Raw genomic sequence first — 26,342 nt, 5'->3', positions numbered from 1 at the left:
TAAAGCTGGCCGCTGCGCGGCCAGCAGACTAAAGTCTTGAAAAAAACGACCGGAGCGCGGAGCATCCGCGATCCGGTCGTGAGCAGGTTACAAAAACTAGCAGGCGGCCATGATGGGGGCAGCGACCTGCTTCTTACGGGAGAGGACGCCCGGCATCCAGACGCCGTCGTGCTCGTCGGCAATGCCCAGGCCCTTCTGAGCAGCCTCGGTCTCGCCCTCGAGCAGGACCTGCGAACCCTCCTCCATGATGTCGGTGATGCACAGGACAATGCCGTCAGCACCCTTCTCGGCGGCGTAGGCGCGCATGGCCTCGCGGATCTCGTCAATCATGCCGAGTGCGCGGGTCTTGTCGACGGTCTCGTACTGGCCGATGAGCAGCTTCTTGCCGGCGGGCTCGAACATCTTGATGTCGTTGCCGACCATCTCGGCTGCAGTGAAGGAGCCGGACGGACGGGTGAGGAAGACCTCCATGCCAAACTTGACCGGGTCGACGCCCACCTGCTCGCCGAGCTTAGCGGCGACGACGCGGTCGGCGGCGGTGGTGGTGGGGCTCTTGAGCATGAGCGTATCGGTCATCATAGCCGAGAGCAGCAGCTTAGCCTGGACGTCGGAAAGCTCAACGCCGAGCACGTCGGCGAGCTTGGTGACGATGGTGCAGCTGGAGCCCCAGGGCAGGCAGATGTAGTGCAGCGGGCCGGCGGTCTCGAAGTCGCCGATGCGGTGATGATCGACAACGCCAAAGACCGTGGCGTCCTTAAGGCCGGCGACAGACTGGGCAGACTCGTTGTGGTCGGTGAGGACGACGAGCTGACCGGCCTCGACGGAATCGATCACGCGGGGCTCGGCGATGCCGGCGTCGGCGAGCAGCTTGGCAGACTCTGCCGGAAGCTGACCAAGGGCGCAAGCCTCGTAGGTGTTGCCGGCATACTCAACCTGGTTGAGCAGCTGGGACAGGACGACGGCGCTCATGATGGCGTCGTTATCGGGATTCTGGTGACCAAAGACAAGAACGTTTGCCATGGAAATCCTCCACTTGATATGTGTACTTGGACGTAGCTATGGTAGCACGCTGACGCCGAACCCTATGAGATGGAAGGGCCGCAGCACAAATTGGGGCAGGCGCTGGGGCAAAGTCTGCCCCCTCTGCACCATGTTGGCGCAAAGTAACCTGTCCCCCTTGCACCAGCTATTTGCCGGCGGCGCGCAGGGCTACGTAGGCGGCACCGATGATGCCGGCGTCGTTGCCGAGCGAGGCGACCTCGATAGGCGTCTCGCGCGAGGCGGAAAGCGCATAGTGCTGGAAGTGCTCGCGAACCGCATCGAGGTAGACATCGGCCGAGGCAGAGGCACCGCCGCCGATCAGGAACATCTCGGGGTCGACCACGTTGGCGATAAGCGCCAGAGCACGACCGAGATAATCGGCCATGGTATCGGCCGCGGCCAGCGCGAGCTTGTCGCCCTCGCGGCAGGCCTGGAACACGTCCTTGGAATCGGAGGGGCCGGTGAGCTCGATGGGCTCGACGCCCGCCTTCTTGCACTCGGCAAGGTAGTTGCTCACCACACCGGTAGCGCTGGAATACTGCTCCAGGTGGCCATGGCCGCCACAGCCGCAGGTGCGCTCCTCGGCAGGATTCAGGCACATATGGCCGATCTCGCCGCCGGCGCCCACAACGCCCGATACCACATCGCCGTTGACGATAACGCCACCGCCCACGCCGGTACCGATGGTGACCATCACCACGTTCTGCACGCCCTTGGCAGAGCCGAGCCAAGCCTCGCCCATAGCAGCGGCGTTGGCATCGTTTTCGTACTTAACGACCGCGTCGGGGCAGTGCTCCTGAATGGCGATCTTAAGCTCGGGCAGGTTAATGGCAATGTTGGCCTTGACCTTGGCGTCGCCCGAAGCCGGGATGGGGCACGGAACGGCCAGGCCAATGCCCGCCACAAAGGCGCGCGGAATCTGTGCCTTGGCGACCACTTGGTCGATGGCCTCGGTCACCGCGGCAAAGCCCGCAGCGTCAACGATGGGAGGCGTGGGCACGCTGGCCTTGGCAAGCAGGTTGCCGTCCTCGTCGAACAGGCCCTCCTTAACCGAAGTGCCGCCGACGTCAATGCCGATGTAGTACTGCTTAGGTTCCATGGGAGCCCACCTTTCTCGTTTAAACATTGCCAGTATGGTACCGCTCCCAAGGCAAAAACCTGCCAAAAAGGGACAGGTTTGTTTTGGCAGGTTTTATCTGGGAAAACGCGAATGTCCGCTCAGCAGGCCGCGAAAGGCCTTCGCCAAAAACAACAAGCGCCGAGAGGCGGAGGCTCCCGGCGCCCGTGAAAGGGACTGTATTGTCTGTTGGATTGCACGGTCCGTCGCGGCGATAACGCCAGCTAGGCCTTCAGTGCCTGCAGCTGCTTGTGGACCTCGATGAGCTCCGTGGCCATGACGCGCATGGTCTCGGTGCCGGCCATCTGGTCCTCGGCATGCAGCAGAATCAACGGAGCCTCACCGTTACGCTCGCCGTTGGCCTCCTTCTTCAGAAGCCCCATGTGAACATCGTGGCCACCGTTATAGGCCTCGTCGCCCTGCTTGATAAGCTCCTCGGCGGCGTCAAAATCACCCTCCTTGGCCTTTTGCACGGCATTGATGTACATGCTCTTGGCGGTACCGACGTAGCTGATGATCTCGAAGCAGGTCATCTGCAACTCGTTCATATCCTCCATATGCTGCACCTAGCCCATCACGCTAACGCAGTGGTCGATGATGCCGGCGGCGTTCATGCGACCATAATCGACCATGTTGATGACCTCGACCGGGAAGCGGCCAGCGGCCTCCTTCTCAAAATCGCCCTTGGTGTAGCCGATCTGCGGGCCAAGCAACAACATGTCGCACTCGTCCAGGTGATCGTGGGCCTCGTTCATGGGACGAGCCTCGATCTCGATATCCAGACCACGGTTTGCAACCTCGGCCTGCATCTTCTGGACCAGCAGACTCGTGGACATACCGGCATTGCAGCAGAGCATGATCTTCTTCATGGTTTCCTCCTTATAACTGCGCGGCGCGCAGACGACAACTGGTTGTATTTCTTGCGGTTATTGTGCCCACCCCCTGCGTCTTCACACAAGAGGAGAGCCGCGGGCATCGGCACCGCGTACCGGTGCCCGCAACGGTGGAAGGGAGAACGACGTTTAAGCGTTCTGCTCGGCAAGAGCCTCCTGCTTAGCGATAGCCTTCTCGGAGATCCTCATAAAGGGCAGGTAGACAGCCATGCCGATGACAAGCTCGAGCGCCTGCCACACGCCAGCGCGCCAGTCAAAGCCCGTAGCAAGCAGAGCGTTGATGACGGGGGGCATGGTCCAAGGCACCTGGGCAATGCAAGGGCTGATGATGCCCGCGCAGGTAAGGCCATAGGTGATGCCGATGAACAAGTCGGGAAGGAGGACAAACGGGATCATGAGCGGCAGGTTGTACACGATGGGGTAACCGTAGATAACCGGCTCGTTGATGTTGAACAGACCAGGCAGGATAGCCATCTTGGAAACGGTCTCGGAAGCCTTGTTCTTGGAGAACAGGAGCGTGTCGAGCAGAAGCATGAGGGTGCAGCCCGAGCCGCCGATGAGGGCGAAGCTGTTAACGATCTGCATGTTCATGTAGTGATCGGGCTGGATGGTGCCACCGGCGGCAAAGGTAGCCATGTTGTCGACGATGAGCATGGTCAGGATCGGCTCGACGGTAGCGCCAGAGATGGTGGACTGGTGAATACCGACGCAGAACAGCAGGTTGGCAAGGGTGTAGATGAGGATAACAGCCCACGGACCGGCGTTCATGATGCTCTTGAGCGGGTTGGAGATGCACGTGGAGATGATGGCGCACAGATCGGTGCCGGCGCACACGGCGAGCAGAGCTGCGGCAAGAGCGAAGATCGCGAGGTTGAGCAGCATCGGGATCATGACGTTGAAGGAGTTGGAGACCGCGGGAGGCACGCCCTCGCCCAGCTTAACCTTGAGCTTCTCGACGCCAGAAATCTTGATGAAGAGCGAGACGGAAAGCAGGGCGATGATAATAGCCGAGAACAGACCGTTGGTGCCGGTGTTGGCAGTCGAAAGGGCGCCCGTGACCTCGGCGGAGGTGATCTTGTCGGTGAGCAGCGGGCTCGTGGCGGCAAGCGTGGCGGTAACCTGCTGCGGCATCATGATGACGAAAGCAGAGATAGCGACGACCACGCAAGCGAGCGGGTTATCGAAACGCTTGTTCTTGGCGAGGCTGTAGCCAATCAATCCGGCCAAGATAATAGCAGAGACGTTGAGGGTGCCCAGCGTAATTGCCGAACCCCACGTCTGAAGGTTGGCAAGGCCCGCCGCATCGAGCGGGAACAGGGGGAACACGACGCTGTTAATAAGAACCGCGATACCCGCAAGGATATAGAGCGGCGTGATGGTCGCGAAGGCGTCGCGCAGGGAACGCAGGTGAACCTGGTTTCCCACCTTCGCAGAGACCTCGGCAAACTTGTCGAGGAAGCTCTTTCCGTTGTCACTGGCCATGATTGCTCCTAACTATCAAATCCGGCCTTTTCCTATTCGCACGGTGGTCTGTCGCCCTCTGCCACCAGATGTGCCATGTGTTGCGCGCGGCGGCGCGCGGTCTGGGACTTCGCCCGGTCGCTAATCAACCACGTGGGTCGTGGCGACCTGTTTGAGCCAGGCCGCCGACTTCTTAAGACGGCGCTTGTAGCCGTCCATAAGGTCGACCTCGACAAAGCCGTAACGATTCTTAAAGGCATTGGCCCAAGACCAGTTATCGATAACGGCCCAATAATGGTATCCGCGGCACTTGGCGCCCTCGTCGATGGCCTTGGCCACCCACTCCAGGTGCTGACGTACAAAGTCGACACGGTAGTCATCCTGGATGGTTCCTTCGGCGTCACGGTTCTTGTATTCGTCCATGATGCCGATGCCGTTCTCGGAAACGAACCACTCAAGATCGGGGTAGTTCTTGGCGCAGTCCATGCCAAAGTCGTAGAGGCCCTGCGGGTAGATCTCCCAGCCGCGGCTCTCGTTCATAACGGCGTCGGGCCATACGTACTCGTCGGCAAAGTGCGGCAGGCCGCACTGGTCGACCTTGCTCGCCGGCGCCTGAACACGCGTGGGGTGGTAGTAGTTGCAACCGAGCCAGTCGACAACACCCTGCTTGAGAATCTCTTGGTCTCCAGCACGGAACGGGAGCTTAACGCCGCCCTCGGCCAGGCTGTCGAGCACGTCGGCAGGGAGCTCGCCCTTGGTAATGAGGTCGAGCCACCAGCGGTTATTGATGCCGCTGGTCATACGCACGGCCTCGAGGTCTGCCTCGCTGGGGTTATCCTTGGTGTAGACCGGGGTAAAGCAGTTGATCATGCCGATTTTGGCATCGGCGCGAATAGCGCCCTCGTCATAGGCCTTACGATAGTTGGCCACGGCCAGCGCATGCGCCAGCGAAATGTGATACTGCACGGTGCGGGCGCGGCTAAAGTCGTGGAGCTGCGGGAACCACACGCCCTCCTGATAGCGCTGTTCGGGCTCGACGATGGGCTCGTTAAAGGTAAACCAGTACTTAATCTCCTGGCCAAACTCGTGGAAGGCGACGTCGGCGTAATGCGCGTAAGCCTCAACGACCTCACGGCTCTCCCAGCCGCCGCGGTTAAAGAGGTAGGTGGGCATGTCAAAGTGGTACAAGTTGACAAACGGCTCCAGGCCGGCCTCGCGAGAGGCGCGGAACAGCTCGTGATACCATGCAGCGCCCTCCCCATTAAGGTTGCCGTCGGCATCGAGCAGACGGCTCCACTGGATGGAAGTGCGATAGGTATTCAGGCCCAAGTCCTTCAAAATGCGAAAGTCTTCCTGGTACTTGGCCATAAAGTCATTGCCGGCATAAGAGCCAACGCAGTTGTAGAACGAACCCAGATCCTGGATGGACCAGGTGTCCCACAGGTTCTCGAGCTTGCCGCCCTGATTCCACTGACCCTCAGTCTGCGGGCCGGACATAGCAGCGCCAAAAAAGAAGTCACGGGGCAGCTGATACTGTGCCATCAAAGTCCTCGCTTTCGTGTTCTAGAGCTTCCGGTTGGAGACGGGTTTGCCTTGGCAGGTTATCCGGCGCGGGCGCGCACCGGTCATACCGATATCCAACCCGCCAAAACAAAACCGTCCCCAAACAGTACAAGGAAACGCCAATGCATCTCGCTTGTTGTCTGTAACTATAGCGCTCTAATTTTCTATGTAAAGCGTCTTTTTCATTTTTCTTTATCGAACTTCTTTCATGAAAGCCATATGGATGCTTTTTTAAGTAGGTATACTTTTTAAATATCGACGCAAATATGAAGGGAGGATTGCATGATTCCCAAATACGAGGCGATAGCTGCAGATATCCGTCGAAGCATCGAGGACGGCGCACTTAAACCGGGCGATAAGTTGCCCACCGTCGTTGAGTTCTGTGAGCTCTATGGCGTTTCCAAAATCACCGTCAAACGGGCGATTGAGCAGATCACCGAGGAAGGCCTTATTACCAGCCGGCGCGGATCGGGCACCTACGTCAAGGACACGGCGGGACTTCCCGGCCAGGTGTTTTTTCAAGGCAAGAACGATCGTGCCCAGGGCTTTTCGTATGAGCACCGCGGGGAAAAGGTGACCTCGGTGGTCTACGATTTCTCGATCGTCAATCCGCCGGCAGAGGTTGCGACCCAGCTGGGAATGGCCGAGGATGACTTCGCCTATCACATCGTGCGCGTGCGCCAGGTCGACGAGAAGCCCATCGTCATCGAGTACACCTATATGCCGCTCGAACTGATCCCGGGCCTTAAAAAGAAGGACCTGTACGGATCGGTCTACGGCTTTATCCGCGAGCAATGCGGGCTGAAGATTTCAAGCTTCCATCGCACCATTCGCGCTGTCGCGGCAACTGAGGAAGAGGCTGAGCGCCTGGATACCAAACCCGGCTCCCCCCTGCTCGAACTCAACCAGATTGGCTTCTTGGATAGCGGCACCGCGTTTGAATATTCTATCTCGCACAACGTAGGCGACCGCTTTGAGCTACACAACGTAACGCTGGCCTAGTTTTGTAATCCGGTGGGTGCTCGTTTTGAGCTGTCTTACGCGGCACCCGCACAACCTTATGGGAGTATGCACATGTCCGATTTGATTAAACTCACGCCGATCTTCCACGAAAAGATCTGGGGCGGCCGCCAGCTCGAAACCGTATTTGGTTACGACATTCCCGAGGGTCCCATCGGTGAGTGCTGGGCTATCTCGGCCCATCCCAACGGCGACTGCCAGATTGCTGAGGGCCCATATGCAGGCCACACGCTGTCGTGGCTGTGGGCCGAGCACCGCGAGCTCTTTGGCAATTGCGAGGGCAAGGAGTTCCCGCTGCTCATTAAGATTCTGGACGCCAAGGACGACCTTTCGATCCAGATTCATCCCAACGACGAGTACGCCGCGAAGCACGAGAACGGCAGCCTGGGCAAGACCGAGTGCTGGTATGTCCTGGACTGCGAGCCCGGCGCCACGATTATCGTCGGGCAGCGCGCCAAGGATCGCGCTGAGGCCGCACAGATGATCAAGGACGGCCGCTGGGACGACATGCTCAACGTGCTGCCGATCCACAAGGGCGACTTTTTCCAGATTGATTCCGGTACCGTGCACGCCATCAAGACCGGCACGCTCATTTTGGAGACGCAACAGTCGAGCGACGTGACATATCGCCTGTATGACTACGACCGCCCCGGCACCGATGGCAAGCTGCGTCCGCTGCACATTGAGCAGAGTCTGGATTGCATCAACTTTGATGCTCAGGCTCCGACCGACGGCACCGTGACCGCACCCGAGGTCGACGGCGTGACTGAGCTCGAGTCCAACCCCTGCTACACCGTCGATCGCGTGCGCGTCAACGGCAGCAAGACCTTGGAGCAGCGCTGGCCCTTCATGTGCCTGTCGGTCATCGACGGCGAAGGCACCGTCTGCGGCGACCCCGTCCACAAGGGAAGCCATCTGCTAGCCCCCAGCACCGTCACCTCCATCGACCTCGAAGGCAAGATGGAACTGATCATCAGCCACCTGTAAGCCACAACAACAACCCAAACGCAACAAGGGGCTCTCCCGTCCATCAACGGGGAGCCCCTACTCATATCCATTTATCAGCCCACCCGGCTCTCCAGACCAAAAAGCGAACGAGCAGAGCGTTGTTCGCAAGCAACGTTACCTGAGGACCTGGGTGGGCGTATAGGGCAACATCGGTCGCGAGTTCCGCACGCAAAGGAGAGCACTTAATGTGCTCTCCGTCTTGCGCAGGACTGCCCGAGCAGGCGACCAAAGCCCCCGGCGTGCCCGCCAGCCGGATGTACGGGTTTTCCAGGTGCGGCAGATCGGCCTGAAAGAGGAGGGCATAGACCTTGAGGTCATGCCCGACGATTGAAGGCCGAGGTGCCGTGCCTGGGAAAGCCGCCTAGGTCAGTTTCACTATAGGTGCAAAGCCCTTCATTAGCTTTTTGGTCTGGCCGGTCTTTTCGAATTGAACCTCGATCATGTCTCCGGCGACCGAGATCACGGTACCCGTGCCAAAGGTCTTGTGGCTCACGGTATCGCCCGCGGCAAAGTCCTGCGACGCGCTCGCGCGATCGACCTTGCGCTCCACCGTCGGCGACACCTTGGACGACGGCTTTTTGGCTCGCGATGCACCCGAGCCAAAGGTCGAGGCGACACGGCCGGCGTCGGGCGAGACCCCGCGATGACGCTCGGTCCCATAACTGCTGCCGCCAAAGAAATCGTCGAAGCTCGATCCGCCACGCGAGGCGGAACCGCCGGTCGAGCGCGTATGCGAGCCAAACACCTTGCCGCCGTACATATCCGAGCCCATGCCCGAGCCAAAGGTGCCGCGACGGTCGCCGCGCTTCTCCCAGCCCGTGCCCTCAAAACCGGCAGAACCGATACCGCTGAACTCGATATCCTCAAACGGAATCTCGTTGAGGAAGCGCGAGCGCGGGTTGGCAGAAGTTGAGCCGTACGTACGGCGCGTGGCCGCATAGGTCAAGAACAGGCGCTTACGGGCACGCGTGATGGCGACGTAGGCCAGGCGACGCTCCTCCTCGAGCTTGCCCGGATCATCGCTGCCGCCAAAGTCGTGCACATGCGGGAAGATACCCTCCTCCATGCCGGCCACGAACACCGCCGGGAACTCCAGGCCCTTTGCGGAGTGGATGGTCATCATGGTGATGGCATGCGTCTCGCCGGCCAGGGAATCCAAGTCGGAACGTAGGGCCAGCCACTCCATGAGCGCCGGCAGCGCCTTGCAGGTAAGCGGGCCATAGGTGCGCTCAATCTCATCGGCATGCACGGCACCCGCCGGCAGCTGCGTCGGCGCAGCATATGCGTTGCCCGCGATGGCAGCGGCCAAGGCGTCCTGCGGCGAGAGTGCCGGAGTGGCCAAGCTATCGAGCGGATTGGTGCCCGCGGCATCGCGCGCGCCGACAAGCGCTTCAAACGAAGACGCGGGCGCGGACGGTCCCGGCTCGGGCGCAGGTGCGCTCACCACAACGGGCTCGGGCTCAGCGCCGGCCGGCACATCGGCAACGCCAGCCGCGCGCAGCTCTTCCAAGCTCTCGAGCGTACCCTCAATATCCTCGTGCGTCTCCTCAAATTCGGCGGCAACGCCCAGGAATTCCTGGATGTTCTCGGCACGGCTCTCGGATTCCATGGTGCCCTCGGCGCGAAAAGCCTTCAGCAGGCCCGTCTTATCGACAATCATCTCGACGACGTCCTTGAGCTCGCCGTCCATGCGACGGCCCTCGCGCACCAGCGCCACAAAGCTCGACAGGCCATTACGCACCTTGGCGCTAAACATGCCCGTCTCGGCTGTCGCAATCTCGCAGGCCTGGAAGAACGAGCAACGGTTGTCGCGCGCCAGCTGCTCGATCTTTTGAATCGAGGTGGAACCGATGCCGCGGCGCGGCGTGTTGATGACGCGTTTGACGCTCATCTCGTCGGCCGGGTTCACGATCATCTTGAGGTAAGCCATGACATCGCGGATCTCGGCGCGGTCGAAGAATCGCGTGCCGCCGACAATCTTGTAGGGCACGCCCGCACGCAGGAACATATCTTCGAGAATACGCGACTGGGCGTTGGTGCGGTAGAACACGGCGATATCGTCGTAGCTCGTGCCCTTGGCATGCAGCTTCTCAATCTCGCCGGCAATCCAGCGGCCCTCGTCGCGCTCGTCGCTCGCCTGGAAGGCTTGGATCTTCTCGCCATCGCCCTCGGCCGTAAACAGACGCTTGTCCTTTCGCTGCGAGTTGTGGCGCACCACGGCGTTGGCGGCGCTCAGGATATGGCCCGTGGAGCGGTAGTTTTGCTCCAACTTAACGGTCTTGCAGTTTTTAAAGTCCTGCTCAAAGTCCAGGATGTTGGTGATGTCGGCGCCGCGCCAACTGTAAATGGACTGGTCGTCGTCGCCCACGACCATGAGGTTTTGGTACTTGGCGGCCAGCAGGTTGGCGATCTCGTACTGGACGTGGTTGGTGTCCTGATACTCGTCGACGCTAATGTAGCGGAAGCGCTCCTGGTATTTGTCGAGCACCTCGGGGCGGGTGCGCAGCAGCTCGAGCGTGCGCACGAGCAGGTCGTCGAAGTCCATCGCGTTGGCAGCACGCAGGCGGCGCTCCAGCTCCAGGTAGACCTGCGCGGCCTTTTTGTCATTGGGGCTGTCGGCGGATTTGAGCATGTCCTCGGGCCCGATCATGGCGTTTTTGGCCGAGCTGATCTTGCTGCGGATCATGTTAATGGGAAACTGCTTTTGCTCGATGCCGAGCGCCTGCATAATATCGCGCACCATGCGCTTTGAGTCATCGTCATCGTAGATGGTGAACTGACCGGTGTAGCCCAGCAGGTCGGCGTCCTCGCGCAGCATACGCACGCACATGGCGTGGAACGTGCATACCCACATGCCGCGGGTGCCGCTGGGGATGAGCGCCGCCAGACGCTCACGCATCTCTGCCGCGGCCTTGTTGGTAAACGTGATGGCAAGCACCTGCCAAGGCTTAACGCCCAGGTCGCCGAGCATATGCGCGATGCGGAAGGTCAGGACGCGGGTCTTACCCGAGCCGGCGCCGGCAAGGACCAGCAGCGGGCCCTCGGTGGTGAGGACCGCCTCGCGCTGGGCGGGATTAAGGCTGTCGATGTCGACAAGCGGCTTTGCGGGCGCAGGAGCCGGCGCGGGAGCGTCGTAGATGTCGAGCGGGACAAGTTCGGGTTCCGGCGCGGCGGGGGCGGCGTATGCATCGAGTGGCACGGGTTCCGGCGCGGGCGGCACGGGTACCGCGGTGTTCTTTTCCCAGGGCAAGGGCTGGGTCATGGGCGACTCCTCATCTGACGGACGGCGCGCCTGCGGGCAGCGCCATAGTTTGAGCCGTACCAGTATACCGAGCCGCACGGACACCGACGCAAATCACACCACGACTCCGTGCGCCGCCGCCAAACCTGACCCCATTGGACCAATCACGGAGCCACCGATGTCACGGCAACGGTAGCGAGCGGCGGCCAGAGCGAACAAATTGACATGAAAAGAGGGCGGCATAGACCTTTTGGTCATGCCACCCTCTTTGAATGACAAGTTGTCGCTCTGGCCGCCGCGCAGCGTCGACTAAGTTAGAGGCCGAGCATCGGCTCCAGAACGAAGAAGTATGCGAGCACTACGATGCCCAGGATGATGCGGTAAACACCGAAGCACTTAAAGTCGTGACGGCGAACGAAGCCCATGAGCCACTTGATGGCGATGAGTGAAACCACAAAGGCCACAACGCAGCCCACGCCCAAGATAGCGACCTCGTTGGCGCCGAACGTACCGCCCTTAATAAAGTACTTGACCAGCTTGAGCGCACTCGCGCCAAACATGACAGGGATGGCCAGGAAGAACGTAAACTTGGACGCCACCGAACGCGTGCAGCCCAAAAGCAGGCCACCGATGATGGTAGAACCGGAGCGAGACGTACCAGGCACCAGCGAAAGCACCTGGAAGCAACCGATGCCCAGTGCGGTCTTCCAGCTCAGGTCCTCGAGCGTAGCGATGGACCCAAAGTCCAGGTTATCGTCATCGTCGTCTGCAGCGGCAGTCGCAGCGGGTGCGGCAAAGTGTGCGCCAGCGGGACGCCCACCCGACGTCACGGCTCGAGAACCAAACGAACCGGCAAGAGCAGCCTGCTCGCGCTTGTTCGCGCGCCAGTTCTCGATCACGATAAACAGCACGCCGTATACGATGAGCGCCAGTGCCACGACGGGAGCATTGTAGAAATGCTCCTCCATCCAGTCGTTGAGCGGCAGACCGATTGCCGCGGCGGGAATGCAGCCGAGCACAATCTTGCCCCACAGCACCCAGGTGTCGCGACGGCCCTCCTTGCCCTTGCTGGGAGAAAACGGGTTAAGGTCGTAGAAGAACAGGACGCAGACGGCCAAAATGGCGCCAAGCTGGATCACGACCAGGAACATATTCCAGAACGTCTCGCTCACGTTCATCTTGACGAACTCGTCCACCAAGATCATGTGACCGGTCGACGAAACGGGCAGCCATTCGGTAATGCCCTCGACCAGGCCCATGAAGGCAGATTTTAGAAGCTCGATGATATCCAAAGGAACCCCCTCGTTAGACACCCGCCGATATTATTCTGCGGACGGTGCGGGCGTTGTCCCATTATCAACCGTTCGGGCGCGTCTGCGCCTACCCTTACCAAAAAACTCGCCCGTTCACAGAATTGCGAGCGGTCAAACCAAAATCTTGGGTATAACTGCAACAAGATAAAGTGTCCGGCGGCCACGCATCCGCGCCCGCCCGACGCACGAGCCCCGCGCCCGTGCGATAGACCAAGGAGGAAACCATGAACGAGGGCTACACCAAGGTATTTGTTTCACTCGACGGTACTGAGCAGCAGGATTTTGTGCTCGCACGCGCCATCAAGGTCGCCGCGAACAACGGCGCTAAGCTGATTATCGGCCACGTTATCGATTCCACGGCGCTCGAGAGCGCCGGTTCCTATCCGGTCGATCTGGTCAACGGTCTGGAGGAGGCATTTAACAACTCCATCGCCAAGCAGCTCGAAGAGGCCAAGGCCAATCCTGATATTCCCGAGGTCGAGGTCATGATTCGCGCCGGTCGTATTCGCGAGACGCTCAAAGACGAGATGCTCGACGTGGTCAAGCCCGACCTGGTGCTCTGCGGCGCCCGCGGCCTGTCCTCGATCAAGTATGCGCTACTGGGCTCGATTTCGACGTTCCTGCTACGCAACACCGACTGCGACATCTTGGTCGTGAAGTAGCGTTGCTCCCACCGGCCGCGGGGCCTTCGCAGCCTTACTTCAGCGAGCTGGCTGATAAGAAAGATGGCGTGCCGCCCCGATCGGGGCGGCGCGTTTTGTTATGAGGCGATCCTGCTTAGACGGGCTTGTACTTCTGGAATGATCTTCTCGAACATTACCTCCGCCTCGGGAAAACCATCTTCTTTGAGACCGCGCGCGGCGTCTCTTAGTGCGTCTGGAACCTCATTGCAGGTGTCGGCTATCATCCCGGCAACGATTCCCGCGGGCAAACCCGCCTCGATCATTTGGTTCATCACCGATCCGCGCGTTACATCGTCGATCTTCCGGCTCCCACCAAACGAGACGCCCATCTCGCGAACAAGGCTGGGGTAAACCGTTGTGCACAGCACGTCATAGAGCGGCGCCAACCTCACTTGTTTCCAACTTTCGTCCCACACGAGCGACCAGTTCTTAAGATGGTTATCGCAGTTACCTACGGCATAATCGAACAGCTGGTTATAGCCGATAAGGAACCTATCCTCCATTTGATTAGTCGACACCCTTCGCACCGCATCGACGATAAGTCCCAGATAATTGACGCCCGTCGGCTCATATTTAAGCTCACGCGAGATACCCTTGGCCTGACAAACATCTTCCTGGTGCAAACGATATGGAATTGGCAATCCATCAACCGAGCGTCCGTCATCCGACGTTACTCGATCAAATCGCTTCACAGCGATAATCGGCTCGGCGTCCTCAACCCGGATTAGAAAGCATTCTTCGGCCGATAGGTCCATCAGAGATGCGGTTCTAACGCACATTGCTTCACACACCGTCTCGCCCGGAAACGTTTTCGACCCCGCCTTGAGGATGTGCGTAGATGGAGCCGCTCCATGAGGCAGGTACCATCCGCCGCACGGGTCATCGCCCGTATGGTAAAGGCCAACCTTCGCCTGAGCACCCGCAAGGGAGATTCGACTCTCTAGCGCTAAGTCAAAAGCAACCTCCGCCGGTGCGTATGCCAGCCTGCTTAGCCGCTCCCCATCTATCTCTTCATAGCCCATTTCGAGACCCTCGGCCGAAGGCTCTCGCGTCAAAACAAGAGCGCCGACGGGTTCATCGCGGACCAAATCGAGCACCTTAAAGTAATCTCCGCGTTCCGCTCGCGCCCTTTTCTCGAGGTCCCTATTAAGCTGCCCCTCTGGAATGATGCCAGAGAAAAAGGAGCCCGTTACGTCCGGGCTGAACGCCTCGGCCGACAAAGGCAGCGAGGCCGAAATCGGGGCCGCATCAGCACTCTCGAGATACTTGGGGTCATAGGCGAATATCGGAAGCCCGGCGTTTTCCTCTAATACGCCAACCAGCTGGTAGGAACCATTAAACTCACGATGAACGAACAGTGCGCCATCCATTATTTTCCCCTCACCTTCAGAATAAAATCGATATCCACGATGGAGGCGTAGTCGAAAATGACGCCAATTTCGACCGTTGTCCGCCCCCGCTCGATATCACCGATCACACGAAGGCTGCGACCCGTCATAGTCGCGACGTCACGTTGAGTTAAGCCAAGCTCACGCCTTCTGAGCCTGAGGGCCTTCCCCATCTCGGCCGGATCGAAAACCATGCGCTCCGAGAAAGCAGCTTCTGACGGCTTGAGCTTGATGCGCCCATCCAGCTTTTTAATCGTTGTCACTGTTCTCATGATGCTCCTAGCTATATTCCTATTCGTGAACACAGTATAAAACTACTAAGCTATGTTCATGTACGAGAATATAGTATCGACTTCATTAGCAATGTTCCCGTTCAGGAATATAGTTGTTAAAAGCCCCCGATTTGTTCCCAGACGGGAAGATTCCGATCGGCCGCGCCATACGGGCCGGCTACTCAAAGTATTGAAACTTGTTCGTCGAGAAGGCAAACGTTACGACAAAGCCTTCACCGGGGTCGGATGCCGCGGTGACGTCGATGCCCATCTTGGAGCACAGGCGCGCCACCAGGTAGAGGCCGATGCCCGTTGCGCGCTTGGTGGTGCGGCCATTGTCGCCGGTAAAGCCCTTCTCGAACACGCGTGGCAGGTCTGCCGCACACACGCCGCAGCCGTTATCGGCGACGGCAAGCTCAATGCGCTCGCTTGCCAGGCCCTCGTCCAGCAACGCGCCCGAAAACACGATCTTCGCGCCGTCCTCGCACGCATATTTAATGCTGTTCTGAATGAGCTGGCCCAGGATAAACTCGAGCCACTTCTCGTCGGTAAAGACCTCGAAGTCGAGGTTCTCGCACACCGGGGCCACGTGCGCCGCGATGAGCTCGCGCGCGTTGGCCTTAATCGCACCCGCCACCAAGGTCTTAAGATCCCAGCGGCGAATCAGGTAATCGCGCTCCACGACTTCCGAGCGCGCATAGAACAGCGCCTGGTCGATATAGCGTTCCACGCGAGTCAGCTCGCGACCCAGATCATCCACACGCGACAGGTCGTCTTCGCTGCCGTCCAAGTTTTCCAAAATCAGATGGGCTGCCGCCAGAGGCAGCTTGGCCTCGTGGACCCAGCTCTCAATATAGTCGCGATAGTCATCGGTCTGACGCCGGCCTTCGGCAACCTCATCGCACGCGGCTTTGCACACCCGGCGCAGAACCTCGTACTCGAGCTCGCCCTCGGCATAGGTTGGGCATTGCACCATCTCCTGCACCCACGCAGGGCTCTCCAGCTCCTCGGCCGCACGCTCCAGCTGGTGCAAAAAGCGGCGACGGCGCGCGTATTCGATCACAATACCCAGCATGCCAAAGACAAAGGACACGCCAACCGCCACGATCACGATGGATGCGGGGGCGCCGGCCACCGTCAGCACAAAGCAGCTCAGCAGCACGCCGCACGTCCACACGGCAACGGGCAGCAACGCGTCTTTAAAGAACTTGCCAAACGACATGGCCGGGTCCTAAACCGAATAGCCTTGGCCGCGGTGCGTGGTGAGGTACCCCTTGACGCCGATCTTGTCGAGCGTCGCACGCAGGCGATTGATATTGACGGTGAGCGTGTTGTCGTCCACGAAGGCATCGGAATCCCACAGGTCCTGCATGATGGCCGAGCGCGAGACGATCTTGCCCGCGCGACCCAAGAGCAGCGAGAGAATGCGCAGTTCGTTTTTGGTGAGCTCGGTACTGTCACCGGTTGCCGTATTGGTGACCGTGGAGCGGGCAAGGTCGAGCTCCAACCCCTTGTGGACCATGGTGCTGCGCTCGCCTGCCGACGTGGTGCGGCGCAGCAGCGCGTTGATGCGCGCCACGAGCACGCGCGCGCTATAGGGCTTGGAAATAAAGTCGTCTGCGCCGAGTGTCATTGCCATGACCTCGTCGATTTCGGTCGTGCGCGACGTAAGGACGATGATGGGGACCTCGGACTCGCGGCGGACTTCGTGGCAGATGTGCTGGCCATCTTTGACAGGAAGCGTGAGATCGAGCAGCACCAGGTCGGGCACGGCAGCGAGAATATCGCGCGAGACATGCTCAAACGATTCGCAGGCCTCGACCTCAAAACCAGCACGGGCAAGGATGTCAGCAAGCTCGCGACGAATGGGCTCGTCGTCCTCAACGATATAGATCAGCGCCATGGATTCCGCTCCCCTCTTAGTTGTCTTACAGCCATTATTGCCGCGAAGTCGCCGGCACGCGCCTCGCGCGGCAACAAGGTGACAGAACTGTTCGCGAACGAAAGGTCCGACTCGCCCTCGCTCGCAACGGGTGCGGGGATCAAATGATTATAAAATCCCCGCGCCAGAAAAATCATTTAGCGGCGGGCGCGGAGCTTTTCGTAACCGTCGGCGAAGAAGGTGACCATAGCAGCGTCCGCCTCGGCAGCGTCGGCATCGGCAGCGGGAACCACGCCGTGCTCGTCGCTCACCAGAAACAAAGCACCCTTGAGCTGCGCGGGAATGTCTACACGCGTGACCGAGATGCCCTTGGTCTGGGCCAGCTGCTCGATGAGCGTCGCCGTACCGCACAGGCACTCGTCCGCCGGCGCCACAAAGGCCAGCTCTCCGTCGTTGACGGAAGCGAGCAACTCGGGCGCCACGCCGGTTTCGTCGGCCTCGGAGCGGGCCTCGGCAGAGCGGGCACGCAGCGCCTTGGCCGAAGTATCGGCCAGCGGCTCGTACTCGCCCACCGTCATGGCGGCATTGCCGTTGACGTCGATCACTAGCATGAGCACGCCGTCGTGCGCGGTGTAATCGCCCTCGGCAAGCGACCACTCAACGTGCTGCTTTGCCCAGCTGAGCATGTTATGGGTGAGCGGCTCGCCCTGCACCAAGCGCTCGGACAGCGCACGGATGTGACGGTTGAGCATGGGTACCTTTTTGTTGGACATGCGCCAACGGCACACGAGCGCGGGCTCGTCGAGCGTAAACTTCTCAACCGCCTCCTGATTGGCGCAAAAGTCCTCGTACGCGCGCTGGTCCTCGGCATTGCCAAACAGCTCGGCATCATCAATCTGGGGCATGGTCATCCCTTTCGTGTTAGTCATTCCGTCCTCTTATACCAAAAAGACGGCCCTCCAAACGGAGCGGCCGTCTTTTGCAGAGATTATTTTGACGATATGGCCAAGCGACCGATCAGCTTAATGGGATAGAACAACATCCCATTAAGGGTTTTCCAAGTGCCCGAGATTGCCCCGAAAGAGGAGCGCCGCGTACTAAATGTACGCAAGCGACGGTTTGAGGGGCAAGGTCGGGTTCTTGGGAAAGCCCTAGTGCCTAAAATGCCTGGCACCTGTGAAGACCATCGCGATGCCGTGCTCGTTGCAGGCCTGGATGCTCTCGTCGTCGCGCTTGGAGCCGCCGGGCTGGATGATGCAGGTCACGCCGTGTGCGGCAAGCACATCGACGTTGTCGCGGAACGGGAAGAACGCGTCGCTTGCGCAGGCAAAGCCGCCCTTCTCCACGCCCTCACGCTCGCAGAAGTCCTCGGCGCGCTCGCAGGCAAGCAGCGCGGAGTCAACGCGGTTGGGCTGACCCGGGCCCATGCCAATGCCGGCCTTGCCCTTGGAGACCAGGATGGCGTTGGACTTGACACCCTTGCAGACCTTCCAGGCAAACTCGAGCTCGGCCATCTCGGCATCGGTGGGCTTGCGGTCGGTGGGGAACGTGAAGGTCGCGGGGTCCTCGGTCACGTGGTCGACCTCCTGCACCAGCATGCCGCCATCGATGGAGCGCAGCTCCACCTTGGCGCCGTGGTCCACGCCACCGGTTGCCAGCACGCGCAGGTTGGGGCGCTTGGCCATGCGCTCGAGCGCCTCGGCGGTGTAACTCGGCGCGATGATGACCTCGACGAACTGCTTGTTCTGGTCGGCAAAGTGCTCAACCAACTCAAAGGGAACCTCGCGGTTGCAGGCGATGATGCCGCCAAAGGCGCTCTTGGGATCGCAGGCAAAGGCGCGGTCGTAGGCAGCCGTGATATCCTCGGCAACGGCGGAACCGCAGGGGTTCTGATGCTTGAGGATCACGCAGGCAGGCTCGTCGAACTCGCGGACCAGGTTCCAAGCGGCGTCGGCGTCCAGATAGTTGTTGTAGCTGAGCGGCTTGCCCTGGACCTGCTCGGAGCCCACGAGCGGGAACTGCGAGCTCGCGGAGTTCTCGCAGCCCTCGGCAAAGCGGTAGACCGTGGCCTTCTGCTGCGGATTCTCGCCATAGCGCAGGTCGTCGACCTTCTCGAGCGAAACCTCGAGCTTGGCAGAGGTGTCCGCCACATCGCTTGCCTGGGCGGCAAGCCAACGAGAGATAGCCGTGTCGTAGGCAGCGGTGGTCTGGTAGACCTTCACCTGCAGACGACGACGGGTGGAAAGCGTGGTGCAACCGCCGGTCTCGTGCATCTCTGCCAGGACGGCGTCGTAGTCGGCCGGATCGGAGATGACGGTAACGCTCGCGGCGTTCTTGGCGGCAGAGCGCAGCATGGAGGGACCGCCGATGTCGATGTGCTCGATGGCGTCCGCAAAGGTGACCTCGGGGTTGGCGACGGTCTTCTCGAACTCGTACAGGTTGACGACGACCAGGTCGATCAGCTTAATGCCGTGCTGAGCCGCCTCCTGCATGTGCTGCTCGGAATCGCGGCGGGCCAGCAGCGCGCCGTGAACCTTGGGGTGCAGGGTCTTAACGCGGCCGTCCATCATCTCGGGATAGCCCGTGAACTCCTCGATGGGGGTTACGGGAACGCCCGCATCCTCGATAGCACGAGCCGTACCGCCCGTAGAGATGATCTCGACGCCAAAGTCATCGACCAGCGTCCGTGCGAAATCGACGACGCCCGTCTTATCGGTAACCGAGATCAACGCGCGGGCGATCTTCACATCAGATCCCATGCAGTCCTCCTGTCTGGTACGCCGCCGTGCTCTGTGAGTCGGTGATACGTCGATCTGCAGCGCTCGCGCAGCGGCATTGAAAATACTGATTTAATGTAGCGCATCGAGCGCATCGATGCACCCCGCAACGGACGCCTGTGCAGAAAAAGCTTGCGAGCGGAGGGTATGGTGCGGCACCGGGCACGGTGAGTTCATGGAACACAGGGGCACCATAATTCGATGCCAATGGCGTGGTAGAACTGTGCTCGATATGCATCCGCAAAAGAAAGAAGCACCATGGTCTCGCGGGTTCTCTACCGACCGTTTGACACCGAAGACTTCGACGCCATCGCGCTGATTCTGCAGCAGCTTTGGCATAACAATTCGGATAACGATGAGTACAACCGCCTCGAGGCCGCGTGCGACCTCGCCTATTGCCTTTCGTCGTCGACGTTTTCGCAGGTTGCCGTAATCGACGGCCAGGCGCGCGGCATTGCGCTCGCGCGTGCGGGGCAAAGCTCCGGCGCCGCCGTCAAGGAACATTGGATGGATACCGAGCGCGCGCTGCTATCGCAGATGCGCGAGCTGGAGCCCGATGCCTGCGCCGAGTATCTCTCGTTTGTGCGCGCAACCATCCGCACCAACAACCGTCTGCTCGAAAGCAGCCCCCTGCCACACGACAACGAGGTCACGCTGCTTGCCGTGGATCGCGATGTCCATGGCTTGGGCGTCGGCTCGGTGTTGCTCGATGCTGCGGTCTCGCACCTGTCCTCACGCGGAGCGACGAGGGCGCACCTGCACACCGACTCCAACTGCTCGTGGAAGTTCTACGAGCTGCACGGCTTTAAGCGCACGGCAACGCACCGCGCCAACCGCGAAGAGCGCCGCCACGACATGCCGCGCGAAAGCTTCCTCTACGAGCTGGACCTAACCGCCTAACCCCGGTAGCCACACCTAGTCATTCAAGAACGTCCCATCTCGGCACATAAGAAAGGGACGGGCTTTCCCCGACGGCTGTCGAGAAAAGCCCGTCCCGTAATTTAGGACCGCTAGAACGTTCCGCCGCCGCCTCCGCCGACGCCGCCGCCTCCGCCGCCCGAGAAGCCACCGCCTCCGCCGCCGCTCGAACTATCGGAACTCGAAGCCAGCTCGCGGATGGTCTCGTGATACACGTCGTTAAACGAATCGAGCGGGGACTCGGTACCGTAATGATGGTAATACCACCAGTAGCAGGGATAATTGTCGTAGAAGCCATCGGCCTCGCGCACCTCGGGCGGGACGGCCTCGGCAAGCTGACGCAGCACTTCCTTCGAAACGCCCAGCGCAACACCCATCACCAGCAGCTTGTTCCACAGCACCAGATCTCCCGGGACGGCCTCCTTCAGGCGCGTAAAGTCCTCGAGCCAATGCTTGAGCGCCTTGCAGCGAGCCGCCACCTCGGCGCCCTCCGGCGTGTAACGGCGGAAGGTGCAGCTCAGGACAAAACCCACAATCGTGACGGGGATCGAGATCATAGCGGCACCGACGTTGGCGTCCGCAAAGTCGGTATAGAACAGAGAACCCAAAATGCCAAAGATAATGATGATGCCGAGAACCAGGCCGGCCACCATCGCGATAGTGCCATCCGATGCGATAAACTCGCGCTCCTCCAGCTTGCCCTTAACCGTGCTCTGATAGTCCTCGAGCTTGTCGCCAACAGATTCAGTACGCTCGCTGGCATACTCCTCCAGCTCGCTAAACGTGCGCGAACGGACGCCGTCTTTATCGGGCTTAACGCCAGCGAAGAAGACCTTGAGCACGTCGCGATCGATGCCGTCCTTCTTGGCAGCCTTCCAGGCCTCGTCGGTCACGGTGATGCGATACGTCCGCTCCTCTTTTTCGCGACGGAGCAGACCCTTCTTCTTGGTCTCGGTCGCTTCTTCTAGCTTGATCACGCGGTCGTCGGTCAGCTTCATCAGCGTGGCGATATATGCCTGATCGGGCACGTCGTTCCAGCTCATAAGAGCTGCAAGCACCGCGGGATGGTCGGCCGAGGGCACATCGCGGAAGTACTCGTCTTGGAAGAGCGGCTTGGGCTTGAGCCTGCGCAGCTTGAGCATCACGATCACACCGGTATAGGTAACCGCCACAACAACACATACCACGGCAATCGCGCTGGCAACCGCACGCGCGTGCTCACGGCGGGCGTTAGCTTCGTCGGCCCATTCCTTTTCTTCGCTCAGGATCGTTGACATGCGATCTTCGCCCGAAGCGGCAAGCTGCGGCACCCAGTCGCTGGGGAAGGCGATGCGTGCCTCGGCAAATTCGCCCTCGTGCACGCACGGAATGGTGTAGGTGACCATGGGTTCGTCCGCATCGATCGATACGTCGCCCGTCAGCGGGCCGTGGCCCCATGCGCGGAAGTTATCGCCCTTGACGGCCGCCGTCCCGGCAGCGGCATTTGCGAAGTGCACTTCCATCTCGACATCGTCGGAATCCGCGGACCAGCCGTCGCCCACAAACTTCCAGTAGAGCTCGGCGGTATCGGCCCAGTTCATAACCGCACCGGTCATGGTGTAGCTCACGTAATAGATCGCGCTGTCGTCGCTCTCGTGGGGGCTGAAAACCTTGATCCTTACGCTGCCGTCGGACTGCTCAACCGTATAGACGCCGCTGTCGCCTTTGTTTGCATAGTCGACCCTGCTAAACGCGGCATCGTCTTCCTCGACGCTCAGCACATCGACGCCCGCCGTGCCGCCCTGCTGGTTGGTGCCCGTATTGATATCCCAATACACGCCGTTGATATCGTCGTCGAAATCAAACTGGCGTCCCTCGACAACGGTCAGCGATCCATCGGCTTCAACCGTGGCACCGATATAGGTTTGGGTCATGGAGTAGCCGTCGGCGTGCGCGGCGGCAGGCAGTAGCAACAACGCAAGCGCGACGAGTGCGCAGACGGAAGCGAATCGCACAAACAGGTGTCGCTGCCGACAGGTCTTGGCAACGGGGGCGTTCATAGGCACATCCTTTGTCTGTGATACCAGTAGCGTCATTGTCCCACGTTTGCGGGCGCTCATGACGAACATCTCGGCAACCGGAGCGCCAAACGGGATGAAAGTCACCCTCCCCGCACCCGGCAGTTAGGGACGTTCCTTATCTGCCGGCAGTCTGAACATCTCGGCAACCGGAGCGCCAAACGGGATGAAAGTCACCCTCCCCGCACCCGGCAGTTAGGGACGTTCCTTATCTGCCGGCAGTCTGAACATCTCGGCAACCGGAGCGCCAAACGGGATGAAAGTCACCCTCCCCGCACCCGGCAGTTAGGGACGTTCCTTATCTGCCGGCAGTCTGGGACACTCCTTGGCATGGCCAGCGCCAGCAATAGACACCACTTCACAGCACCGTCACAGGTGTAGCGGCTTTGTGTGGGCGCGGCACGTGCTGATTGAGCCGCCAACCGAGGGGCATAAAGCAGTTGAGCGAAAACGGTTGCCCCTTTCCCGTTCGCTCGAGGATCATGTCCCCCTTTTCCGCGGAAACCCCGGCAGTTGCGAAGAGCTGCCGGGGTTTCTGTCGTTTGAGGGGTTGGGCTGGCGGGCGGCGATTGAGCTGTCGAGCCGGTGGTCCGACACGCGCAACGCGCGGCCTCGGCAACTTGCAGGCCACGGCAACGTCTCCCCCACCGCGCCCCGCGCTATACTCGTCCGCATGGATATCAACACACGCAACATAGCAACACACTCCGCGGACGCACCGGCAACGGCAGAGCCCACCCCCGTCGTGGGCCGTTTTGCCCCGTCGCCCTCGGGCCGCATGCACCTGGGCAACGTGTTCAGCTGCCTGTGCGCGTGGCTTTCGGCCCGCAGCCAAGGCGGCCGCATCGCGCTGCGCATCGAGGACCTGGACGATCGCTGCAAGCGACCGGAGCTTGCCGTTCAACTGATTGATGACCTGGCCTGGCTGGGGCTCGAGTGGGACGAAGGCCCCTACTACCAGCACAATCGCCTGGACTTGTACGAGGACGCCCTGCACCGGCTACAAGACGCCGGCCTCACCTATCCCTGCTTTTGCACGCGCGCCGAGCTCCACGCCGCAAGCGCGCCGCACGCCAGCGACGGCACGCCCATCTACCGCGGCGCCTGCCGCGCTCTTTCTGCCGAAGAAGTTGCACGCCGCAGTGCTCTGCGCGCCCCGGCCACACGCCTGCGCGTGCCCGCCGTCGATGACCTCGCCGACGACGTGGTCGAATTTGTTGACCGCACGTACGGCGCCCAATGCGAAGCACTCGCCACCGAGTGCGGCGACTTTTTGGTCCGCCGCAGCGACGGCGTTTTTGCCTATCAGCTAGCCGTAGTGGTCGACGACGCCGCCATGGGCGTCACCGAGGTCGTGCGCGGATGCGATCTGCTGGGCTCCACGCCCCGCCAAATCTACCTGCAGCATCTGCTGGGTCTTCCCACGCCGCACTACGCACATATTCCGCTGCTCATGTCGCCGGACGGCCGCCGCCTTTCCAAGCGTGATCGCGATCTGGACCTGGGTGAACTCCGCGCCCGCTTTGGCACGCCCGGAGCGCTGCTGGGCTGGCTCGCCGGACAAACGGGCATCGCGCCGGACACCATACCGCGTACCGCCGAGCAACTGGCCGAGCACTTTAGCTGGGATGTTATCCGCACGCACCGGGAGAACATCGTTATGGATGAAAGGACAGGCATGCAACAGACGGCAGCCCACCCTGACGAGCACCTCGATAGCGACATTGCCAAAGTATCAACAACCCATCTCTCGCCAGAGGGGTTCGACGCGTTTTGCGAAATACTTGACTCCCCTGTACCTAAAGCCACGAACACGTTACTCATGCGCAAGTCAGCCTGGGAGTAAATCCCTTAGCAAGCCAGCCTTGCTTCATCACGAAGCTCATGCGTACTCGCCCCTACGCAACGTCCCAGGGCTGGAGTTCGTCGCCCAGGCGAACGATGCAGTCGTAGAGCACGGTATGGCGCTCGGCCGGGTTGGCATCCCGATGGAAATGCCCGTAATACCAGCGCTTGTAGTCCAAGCGATCTTCCAGCTCATCGAAAAATGCCGTAAGCCGATCAACGGCGGGGTAATTCCAGCCGGACGCCGGATAGAACGTGGACGAAAGCATGCGCGTGGAGCAGTGTGGGTGATTACGTAGTCGACCTTCCAGCCCACGCTGCCGAGCTTTGTCCGTGCCTCCTCAAAGTTGCGCTCGTCCGGCAGCTCCTGCGGCCACCAGCTGGAATACGGTATGCAGTATTCCTTGTCAACACTCGTGGCACCGCCCATGGTAAAGATCGTTGAGCCATCGAGTTCAAAAACCTCGCCGCGCGTCAGGCGCCGTACGGGAGAGGTATCCGACAGGCGCTGAGTCAGCCCACCGTGCCACAACTCCATGGGTCGCTCCGCCCAGTGATCGAAACGCTCGTGGTTGCCGTCGATGAACAGCACGGTATAGGGGCGCGACTCCAGCCAAGCGATGTCGGCGCATTCCTCGGCAGAGAAATCCCACGGAAAGCCAAAGTCGCCCGCAATGATGAGATAGTCGTCGCTCGTCAAACTATCCCCAAGATCCCAGTCGCGCAGCTTTTGCATGTCGAGGCCGCCGTGAATATCGCCCGTCACATAGACCGTCATCGGATCACCACTTCACTCTTATAGGCTTCGAGGTCGTGCTCGATCTGCTCGTCGCCCGTGGCGTTGACCCACCACGGCCACTTAACGCACTGCACAGGCTCGTCTACCTGCGCAAACCATAACTTGAGCTCATCCAGACTTACCGGGGCATAACTGTTAGCGTCCACGCCCACGTCATAGCGCAGCAGCCCCTGTCTGAGGTTGAACTTGTTGTACGCGCCGCCGTAGCTGTGGATATGTCCGTGAAGATGCCACCCGCCGTGCGACATGCCCTGCCAGTCGACCATGGGATAGTGGCTCAGCACGATTTTTTTGCGGTCGATCTTGAGCACGCAAATGGGCGGCTCGACGATAAAAGCGTCCGCCACCGCAGGCTGCGTCCAGTCTTTGTCGTGGTTGCCGGGCAGCAGATGGACACGCTTGCAGACAATGCTTTTGCGCAGCTCGTAGGCATCTTGAACCGTCATCTTAAAGCTAAAGTCGCCCAAGATGTAGAGCTCGTCATCCGCAGCGACCTTGCTGTTAATGTTGGCGACCATGGCGTCGTTCATCTGCGCAACAGTCGACCAAGGCCTGTCGGCGAGCCGCAGCATGTTCTCGTGCCCAAAGTGCGTATCGCCGGTAAACCAGATCATGGGGACCTCCTAACGCTACGGGGCATCCATCCCTTAGGGCTTACCCTTCGTTCTTCCATCCAAACGGGTCGAGCACCCAAAAGATCAAATCGAGCACGCCGCCGGTCATCATGGCGGCGGCAAGGGCGATGATAACGTGCAGGGAACTGGCACTTCGGAGCACGTCGAATGGCCCCAAAACAGCCAGCAGCGCGACCGCTGCGCCGGCTACGCACAGCGCAAGGCACGGTCCCGCGTCCTTGACGCACTTCTTTGCGAGATGTTTGGTGTTGTCACTCATTGGTATCGAGCTCCTTAGAGGGTCGTTGTTCAAATTCATACCGCCGCGGCAGAATAGGACGGCAGGTTAAGTGTCACACGTCGTGCGGACACAAAATACCGATCACCGCCGCTTACCTACCGTTCACGTAGAAGGACCCGATTTATATGCCCACAGATCTTGATCTCTTC

The 26,342-nt window shown here is 60.3% G+C and carries 23 protein-coding genes; 5 read left to right on the top strand and 18 right to left on the bottom strand.

Translation table 11 applies throughout. The features are described from left to right. Window positions 1–96: 96 nt before the first annotated feature. The 6 genes from DXB98_RS07620 to DXB98_RS07595 form a co-directional block, all read right to left on the bottom strand. Window positions 97–1,020 carry a manganese-dependent inorganic pyrophosphatase gene (locus DXB98_RS07620; protein WP_117743708.1) on the bottom strand — a complete coding sequence of 308 codons (924 nt, stop codon included), beginning with the start codon at window positions 1,018–1,020 and terminating at the stop codon, window positions 97–99. Window positions 1,021–1,186: 166 nt separating this feature from the next. Beyond that, window positions 1,187–2,140 (bottom strand): ROK family protein, encoded by a 954-nt coding sequence (locus DXB98_RS07615; protein WP_233505128.1) that lies wholly within the window; start codon window positions 2,138–2,140, stop codon window positions 1,187–1,189. 242 nt (window positions 2,141–2,382) lie between these two features. Then, window positions 2,383–2,715 (bottom strand): PTS lactose/cellobiose transporter subunit IIA, encoded by a 333-nt coding sequence (locus DXB98_RS07610; protein ID WP_199407153.1) that lies wholly within the window; start codon window positions 2,713–2,715, stop codon window positions 2,383–2,385. A gap of 9 nt (window positions 2,716–2,724) precedes the next feature. Continuing rightward, on the bottom strand, window positions 2,725–3,027 hold the full coding sequence (locus tag DXB98_RS07605) for a PTS sugar transporter subunit IIB (RefSeq protein WP_055285538.1): 303 nt from the start codon (window positions 3,025–3,027) through the stop codon (window positions 2,725–2,727). 153 nt (window positions 3,028–3,180) lie between these two features. Further along, window positions 3,181–4,533, bottom strand: a complete 1,353-nt coding sequence (locus DXB98_RS07600) for a PTS sugar transporter subunit IIC (RefSeq protein WP_117743706.1) — start codon at window positions 4,531–4,533, stop codon at window positions 3,181–3,183. 120 nt (window positions 4,534–4,653) lie between these two features. Beyond that, a complete protein-coding gene (locus DXB98_RS07595) occupies window positions 4,654–6,054 on the bottom strand; it encodes a glycoside hydrolase family 1 protein (RefSeq protein WP_117743705.1) in 1,401 nt (466 codons plus the stop codon). Window positions 6,055–6,357: 303 nt separating this feature from the next. On the opposite strand from DXB98_RS07595, the gene DXB98_RS07590 reads away from it, so the two are divergent. Beyond that, the gene (locus DXB98_RS07590) at window positions 6,358–7,077 is read left to right on the top strand and encodes a GntR family transcriptional regulator (protein WP_117637077.1); all 720 of its coding nucleotides are present in this window, start codon (window positions 6,358–6,360) and stop codon (window positions 7,075–7,077) included. 72 nt (window positions 7,078–7,149) lie between these two features. After that, on the top strand, window positions 7,150–8,082 hold the full coding sequence (gene manA, locus DXB98_RS07585) for a mannose-6-phosphate isomerase, class I (RefSeq protein ID WP_369831391.1): 933 nt from the start codon (window positions 7,150–7,152) through the stop codon (window positions 8,080–8,082). 382 nt (window positions 8,083–8,464) lie between these two features. On the opposite strand, the gene DXB98_RS07580 is transcribed toward manA, so the two are convergent. Then, complete coding sequence (locus tag DXB98_RS07580; RefSeq protein ID WP_117743703.1) at window positions 8,465–11,365, bottom strand: ATP-dependent helicase; 2,901 nt, start codon at window positions 11,363–11,365, stop codon at window positions 8,465–8,467. Window positions 11,366–11,658: 293 nt separating this feature from the next. After that, entirely contained in the window at window positions 11,659–12,636 is a 978-nt protein-coding gene (locus DXB98_RS07575; RefSeq protein ID WP_055251267.1) for an undecaprenyl-diphosphate phosphatase, read from the bottom strand. Window positions 12,637–12,881: 245 nt separating this feature from the next. On the opposite strand from DXB98_RS07575, the gene DXB98_RS07570 reads away from it, so the two are divergent. Further along, the gene (locus DXB98_RS07570; RefSeq protein ID WP_055251269.1) at window positions 12,882–13,319 is read left to right on the top strand and encodes a universal stress protein; all 438 of its coding nucleotides are present in this window, start codon (window positions 12,882–12,884) and stop codon (window positions 13,317–13,319) included. A gap of 98 nt (window positions 13,320–13,417) precedes the next feature. Here the strand turns inward: DXB98_RS07570 and DXB98_RS07565 are convergent, their stop codons facing one another. From DXB98_RS07565 to purH, 6 genes are all read right to left on the bottom strand, one after another. Further along, the gene (locus DXB98_RS07565) at window positions 13,418–14,710 is read right to left on the bottom strand and encodes a HipA domain-containing protein (protein ID WP_117743702.1); all 1,293 of its coding nucleotides are present in this window, start codon (window positions 14,708–14,710) and stop codon (window positions 13,418–13,420) included. Then, a complete protein-coding gene (locus DXB98_RS07560) occupies window positions 14,710–15,000 on the bottom strand; it encodes a helix-turn-helix domain-containing protein (RefSeq protein ID WP_082435520.1) in 291 nt (96 codons plus the stop codon). Before DXB98_RS07560 ends, DXB98_RS07565 begins: the two co-directional genes overlap by 1 nt. 178 nt (window positions 15,001–15,178) lie before the next feature. Further along, window positions 15,179–16,222 carry a sensor histidine kinase gene (locus DXB98_RS07555; protein ID WP_117743701.1) on the bottom strand — a complete coding sequence of 348 codons (1,044 nt, stop codon included), beginning with the start codon at window positions 16,220–16,222 and terminating at the stop codon, window positions 15,179–15,181. A gap of 9 nt (window positions 16,223–16,231) precedes the next feature. Continuing rightward, complete coding sequence (locus DXB98_RS07550; RefSeq protein WP_117743700.1) at window positions 16,232–16,903, bottom strand: response regulator transcription factor; 672 nt, start codon at window positions 16,901–16,903, stop codon at window positions 16,232–16,234. Between the two features lie 176 nt (window positions 16,904–17,079). Then, window positions 17,080–17,787 (bottom strand): hypothetical protein, encoded by a 708-nt coding sequence (locus DXB98_RS07545; protein WP_233502255.1) that lies wholly within the window; start codon window positions 17,785–17,787, stop codon window positions 17,080–17,082. Between the two features lie 246 nt (window positions 17,788–18,033). After that, entirely contained in the window at window positions 18,034–19,641 is a 1,608-nt protein-coding gene (gene purH, locus DXB98_RS07540; protein ID WP_117735529.1) for a bifunctional phosphoribosylaminoimidazolecarboxamide formyltransferase/IMP cyclohydrolase, read from the bottom strand. A 276-nt stretch (window positions 19,642–19,917) separates the two neighbouring features. Between purH and DXB98_RS07535 the strand changes: the two genes are divergently transcribed. After that, window positions 19,918–20,559: a GNAT family N-acetyltransferase gene (locus DXB98_RS07535; RefSeq protein ID WP_055251276.1), complete on the top strand. Its 642-nt coding sequence runs from the start codon at window positions 19,918–19,920 to the stop codon at window positions 20,557–20,559. A 110-nt stretch (window positions 20,560–20,669) separates the two neighbouring features. On the opposite strand, the gene DXB98_RS07530 is transcribed toward DXB98_RS07535, so the two are convergent. Next, window positions 20,670–22,616 carry a DUF2207 domain-containing protein gene (locus DXB98_RS07530; protein ID WP_158553176.1) on the bottom strand — a complete coding sequence of 649 codons (1,947 nt, stop codon included), beginning with the start codon at window positions 22,614–22,616 and terminating at the stop codon, window positions 20,670–20,672. Window positions 22,617–23,307: 691 nt separating this feature from the next. Between DXB98_RS07530 and gluQRS the strand changes: the two genes are divergently transcribed. After that, on the top strand, window positions 23,308–24,480 hold the full coding sequence (gluQRS, locus tag DXB98_RS07525; protein WP_369831390.1) for a tRNA glutamyl-Q(34) synthetase GluQRS: 1,173 nt from the start codon (window positions 23,308–23,310) through the stop codon (window positions 24,478–24,480). 36 nt (window positions 24,481–24,516) lie between these two features. Here the strand turns inward: gluQRS and DXB98_RS07520 are convergent, their stop codons facing one another. Genes DXB98_RS07520 through DXB98_RS07510 form a run of 3 tightly spaced genes read right to left on the bottom strand, consistent with a single transcriptional unit; the run spans window position 24,517 to window position 26,172 of the window. After that, a complete protein-coding gene (locus tag DXB98_RS07520) occupies window positions 24,517–25,257 on the bottom strand; it encodes a metallophosphoesterase (protein ID WP_233505127.1) in 741 nt (246 codons plus the stop codon). Next, window positions 25,254–25,892, bottom strand: coding sequence for a metallophosphoesterase (locus DXB98_RS07515; RefSeq protein ID WP_117743698.1), 639 nt, complete (start codon window positions 25,890–25,892; stop codon window positions 25,254–25,256). The genes DXB98_RS07520 and DXB98_RS07515 overlap by 4 nt, the downstream gene beginning before the upstream one ends. A 40-nt stretch (window positions 25,893–25,932) precedes the next feature. Beyond that, window positions 25,933–26,172 carry a hypothetical protein gene (locus DXB98_RS07510; RefSeq protein WP_117743697.1) on the bottom strand — a complete coding sequence of 80 codons (240 nt, stop codon included), beginning with the start codon at window positions 26,170–26,172 and terminating at the stop codon, window positions 25,933–25,935. Between the last annotated feature and the right edge of the window lie 170 nt (window positions 26,173–26,342).

This window comes from Collinsella sp. OM07-12 (assembly GCF_003438275.1).
Taxonomy (GTDB): domain Bacteria; phylum Actinomycetota; class Coriobacteriia; order Coriobacteriales; family Coriobacteriaceae; genus Collinsella.
The sequence above is the reverse complement of the archived record's forward strand: the minus strand, read 5'-3'. Positions and strand labels throughout refer to the sequence as shown.

Excerpts from the sequence above, each read along its gene's own strand:
- DXB98_RS07620 (WP_117743708.1), bottom strand. The coding sequence starts at position 1,020 with ATGGCAAACGTTCTTGTCTTTGGTCACCAGAATCCCGATAACGACGCC.
- DXB98_RS07615 (WP_233505128.1), bottom strand. The coding sequence starts at position 2,140 with ATGGAACCTAAGCAGTACTACATCGGCATTGACGTCGGCGGCACTTCG.
- DXB98_RS07610 (WP_199407153.1), bottom strand. The coding sequence starts at position 2,715 with ATGGAGGATATGAACGAGTTGCAGATGACCTGCTTCGAGATCATCAGC.
- DXB98_RS07605 (WP_055285538.1), bottom strand. The coding sequence starts at position 3,027 with ATGAAGAAGATCATGCTCTGCTGCAATGCCGGTATGTCCACGAGTCTG.
- DXB98_RS07600 (WP_117743706.1), bottom strand. The coding sequence starts at position 4,533 with ATGGCCAGTGACAACGGAAAGAGCTTCCTCGACAAGTTTGCCGAGGTC.
- DXB98_RS07595 (WP_117743705.1), bottom strand. The coding sequence starts at position 6,054 with ATGGCACAGTATCAGCTGCCCCGTGACTTCTTTTTTGGCGCTGCTATG.
- DXB98_RS07590 (WP_117637077.1), top strand. The coding sequence starts at position 6,358 with ATGATTCCCAAATACGAGGCGATAGCTGCAGATATCCGTCGAAGCATC.
- manA (WP_369831391.1), top strand. The coding sequence starts at position 7,150 with ATGTCCGATTTGATTAAACTCACGCCGATCTTCCACGAAAAGATCTGG.
- DXB98_RS07580 (WP_117743703.1), bottom strand. The coding sequence starts at position 11,365 with ATGACCCAGCCCTTGCCCTGGGAAAAGAACACCGCGGTACCCGTGCCG.
- DXB98_RS07570 (WP_055251269.1), top strand. The coding sequence starts at position 12,882 with ATGAACGAGGGCTACACCAAGGTATTTGTTTCACTCGACGGTACTGAG.
- DXB98_RS07565 (WP_117743702.1), bottom strand. The coding sequence starts at position 14,710 with ATGGATGGCGCACTGTTCGTTCATCGTGAGTTTAATGGTTCCTACCAG.
- DXB98_RS07560 (WP_082435520.1), bottom strand. The coding sequence starts at position 15,000 with ATGAGAACAGTGACAACGATTAAAAAGCTGGATGGGCGCATCAAGCTC.
- DXB98_RS07555 (WP_117743701.1), bottom strand. The coding sequence starts at position 16,222 with ATGTCGTTTGGCAAGTTCTTTAAAGACGCGTTGCTGCCCGTTGCCGTG.
- DXB98_RS07550 (WP_117743700.1), bottom strand. The coding sequence starts at position 16,903 with ATGGCGCTGATCTATATCGTTGAGGACGACGAGCCCATTCGTCGCGAG.
- DXB98_RS07545 (WP_233502255.1), bottom strand. The coding sequence starts at position 17,787 with ATGCCCCAGATTGATGATGCCGAGCTGTTTGGCAATGCCGAGGACCAG.
- purH (WP_117735529.1), bottom strand. The coding sequence starts at position 19,641 with ATGGGATCTGATGTGAAGATCGCCCGCGCGTTGATCTCGGTTACCGAT.
- DXB98_RS07535 (WP_055251276.1), top strand. The coding sequence starts at position 19,918 with ATGGTCTCGCGGGTTCTCTACCGACCGTTTGACACCGAAGACTTCGAC.
- DXB98_RS07530 (WP_158553176.1), bottom strand. The coding sequence starts at position 22,616 with ATGAACGCCCCCGTTGCCAAGACCTGTCGGCAGCGACACCTGTTTGTG.
- gluQRS (WP_369831390.1), top strand. The coding sequence starts at position 23,308 with ATGGATATCAACACACGCAACATAGCAACACACTCCGCGGACGCACCG.
- DXB98_RS07520 (WP_233505127.1), bottom strand. The coding sequence starts at position 25,257 with ATGACGGTCTATGTGACGGGCGATATTCACGGCGGCCTCGACATGCAA.
- DXB98_RS07515 (WP_117743698.1), bottom strand. The coding sequence starts at position 25,892 with ATGATCTGGTTTACCGGCGATACGCACTTTGGGCACGAGAACATGCTG.
- DXB98_RS07510 (WP_117743697.1), bottom strand. The coding sequence starts at position 26,172 with ATGAGTGACAACACCAAACATCTCGCAAAGAAGTGCGTCAAGGACGCG.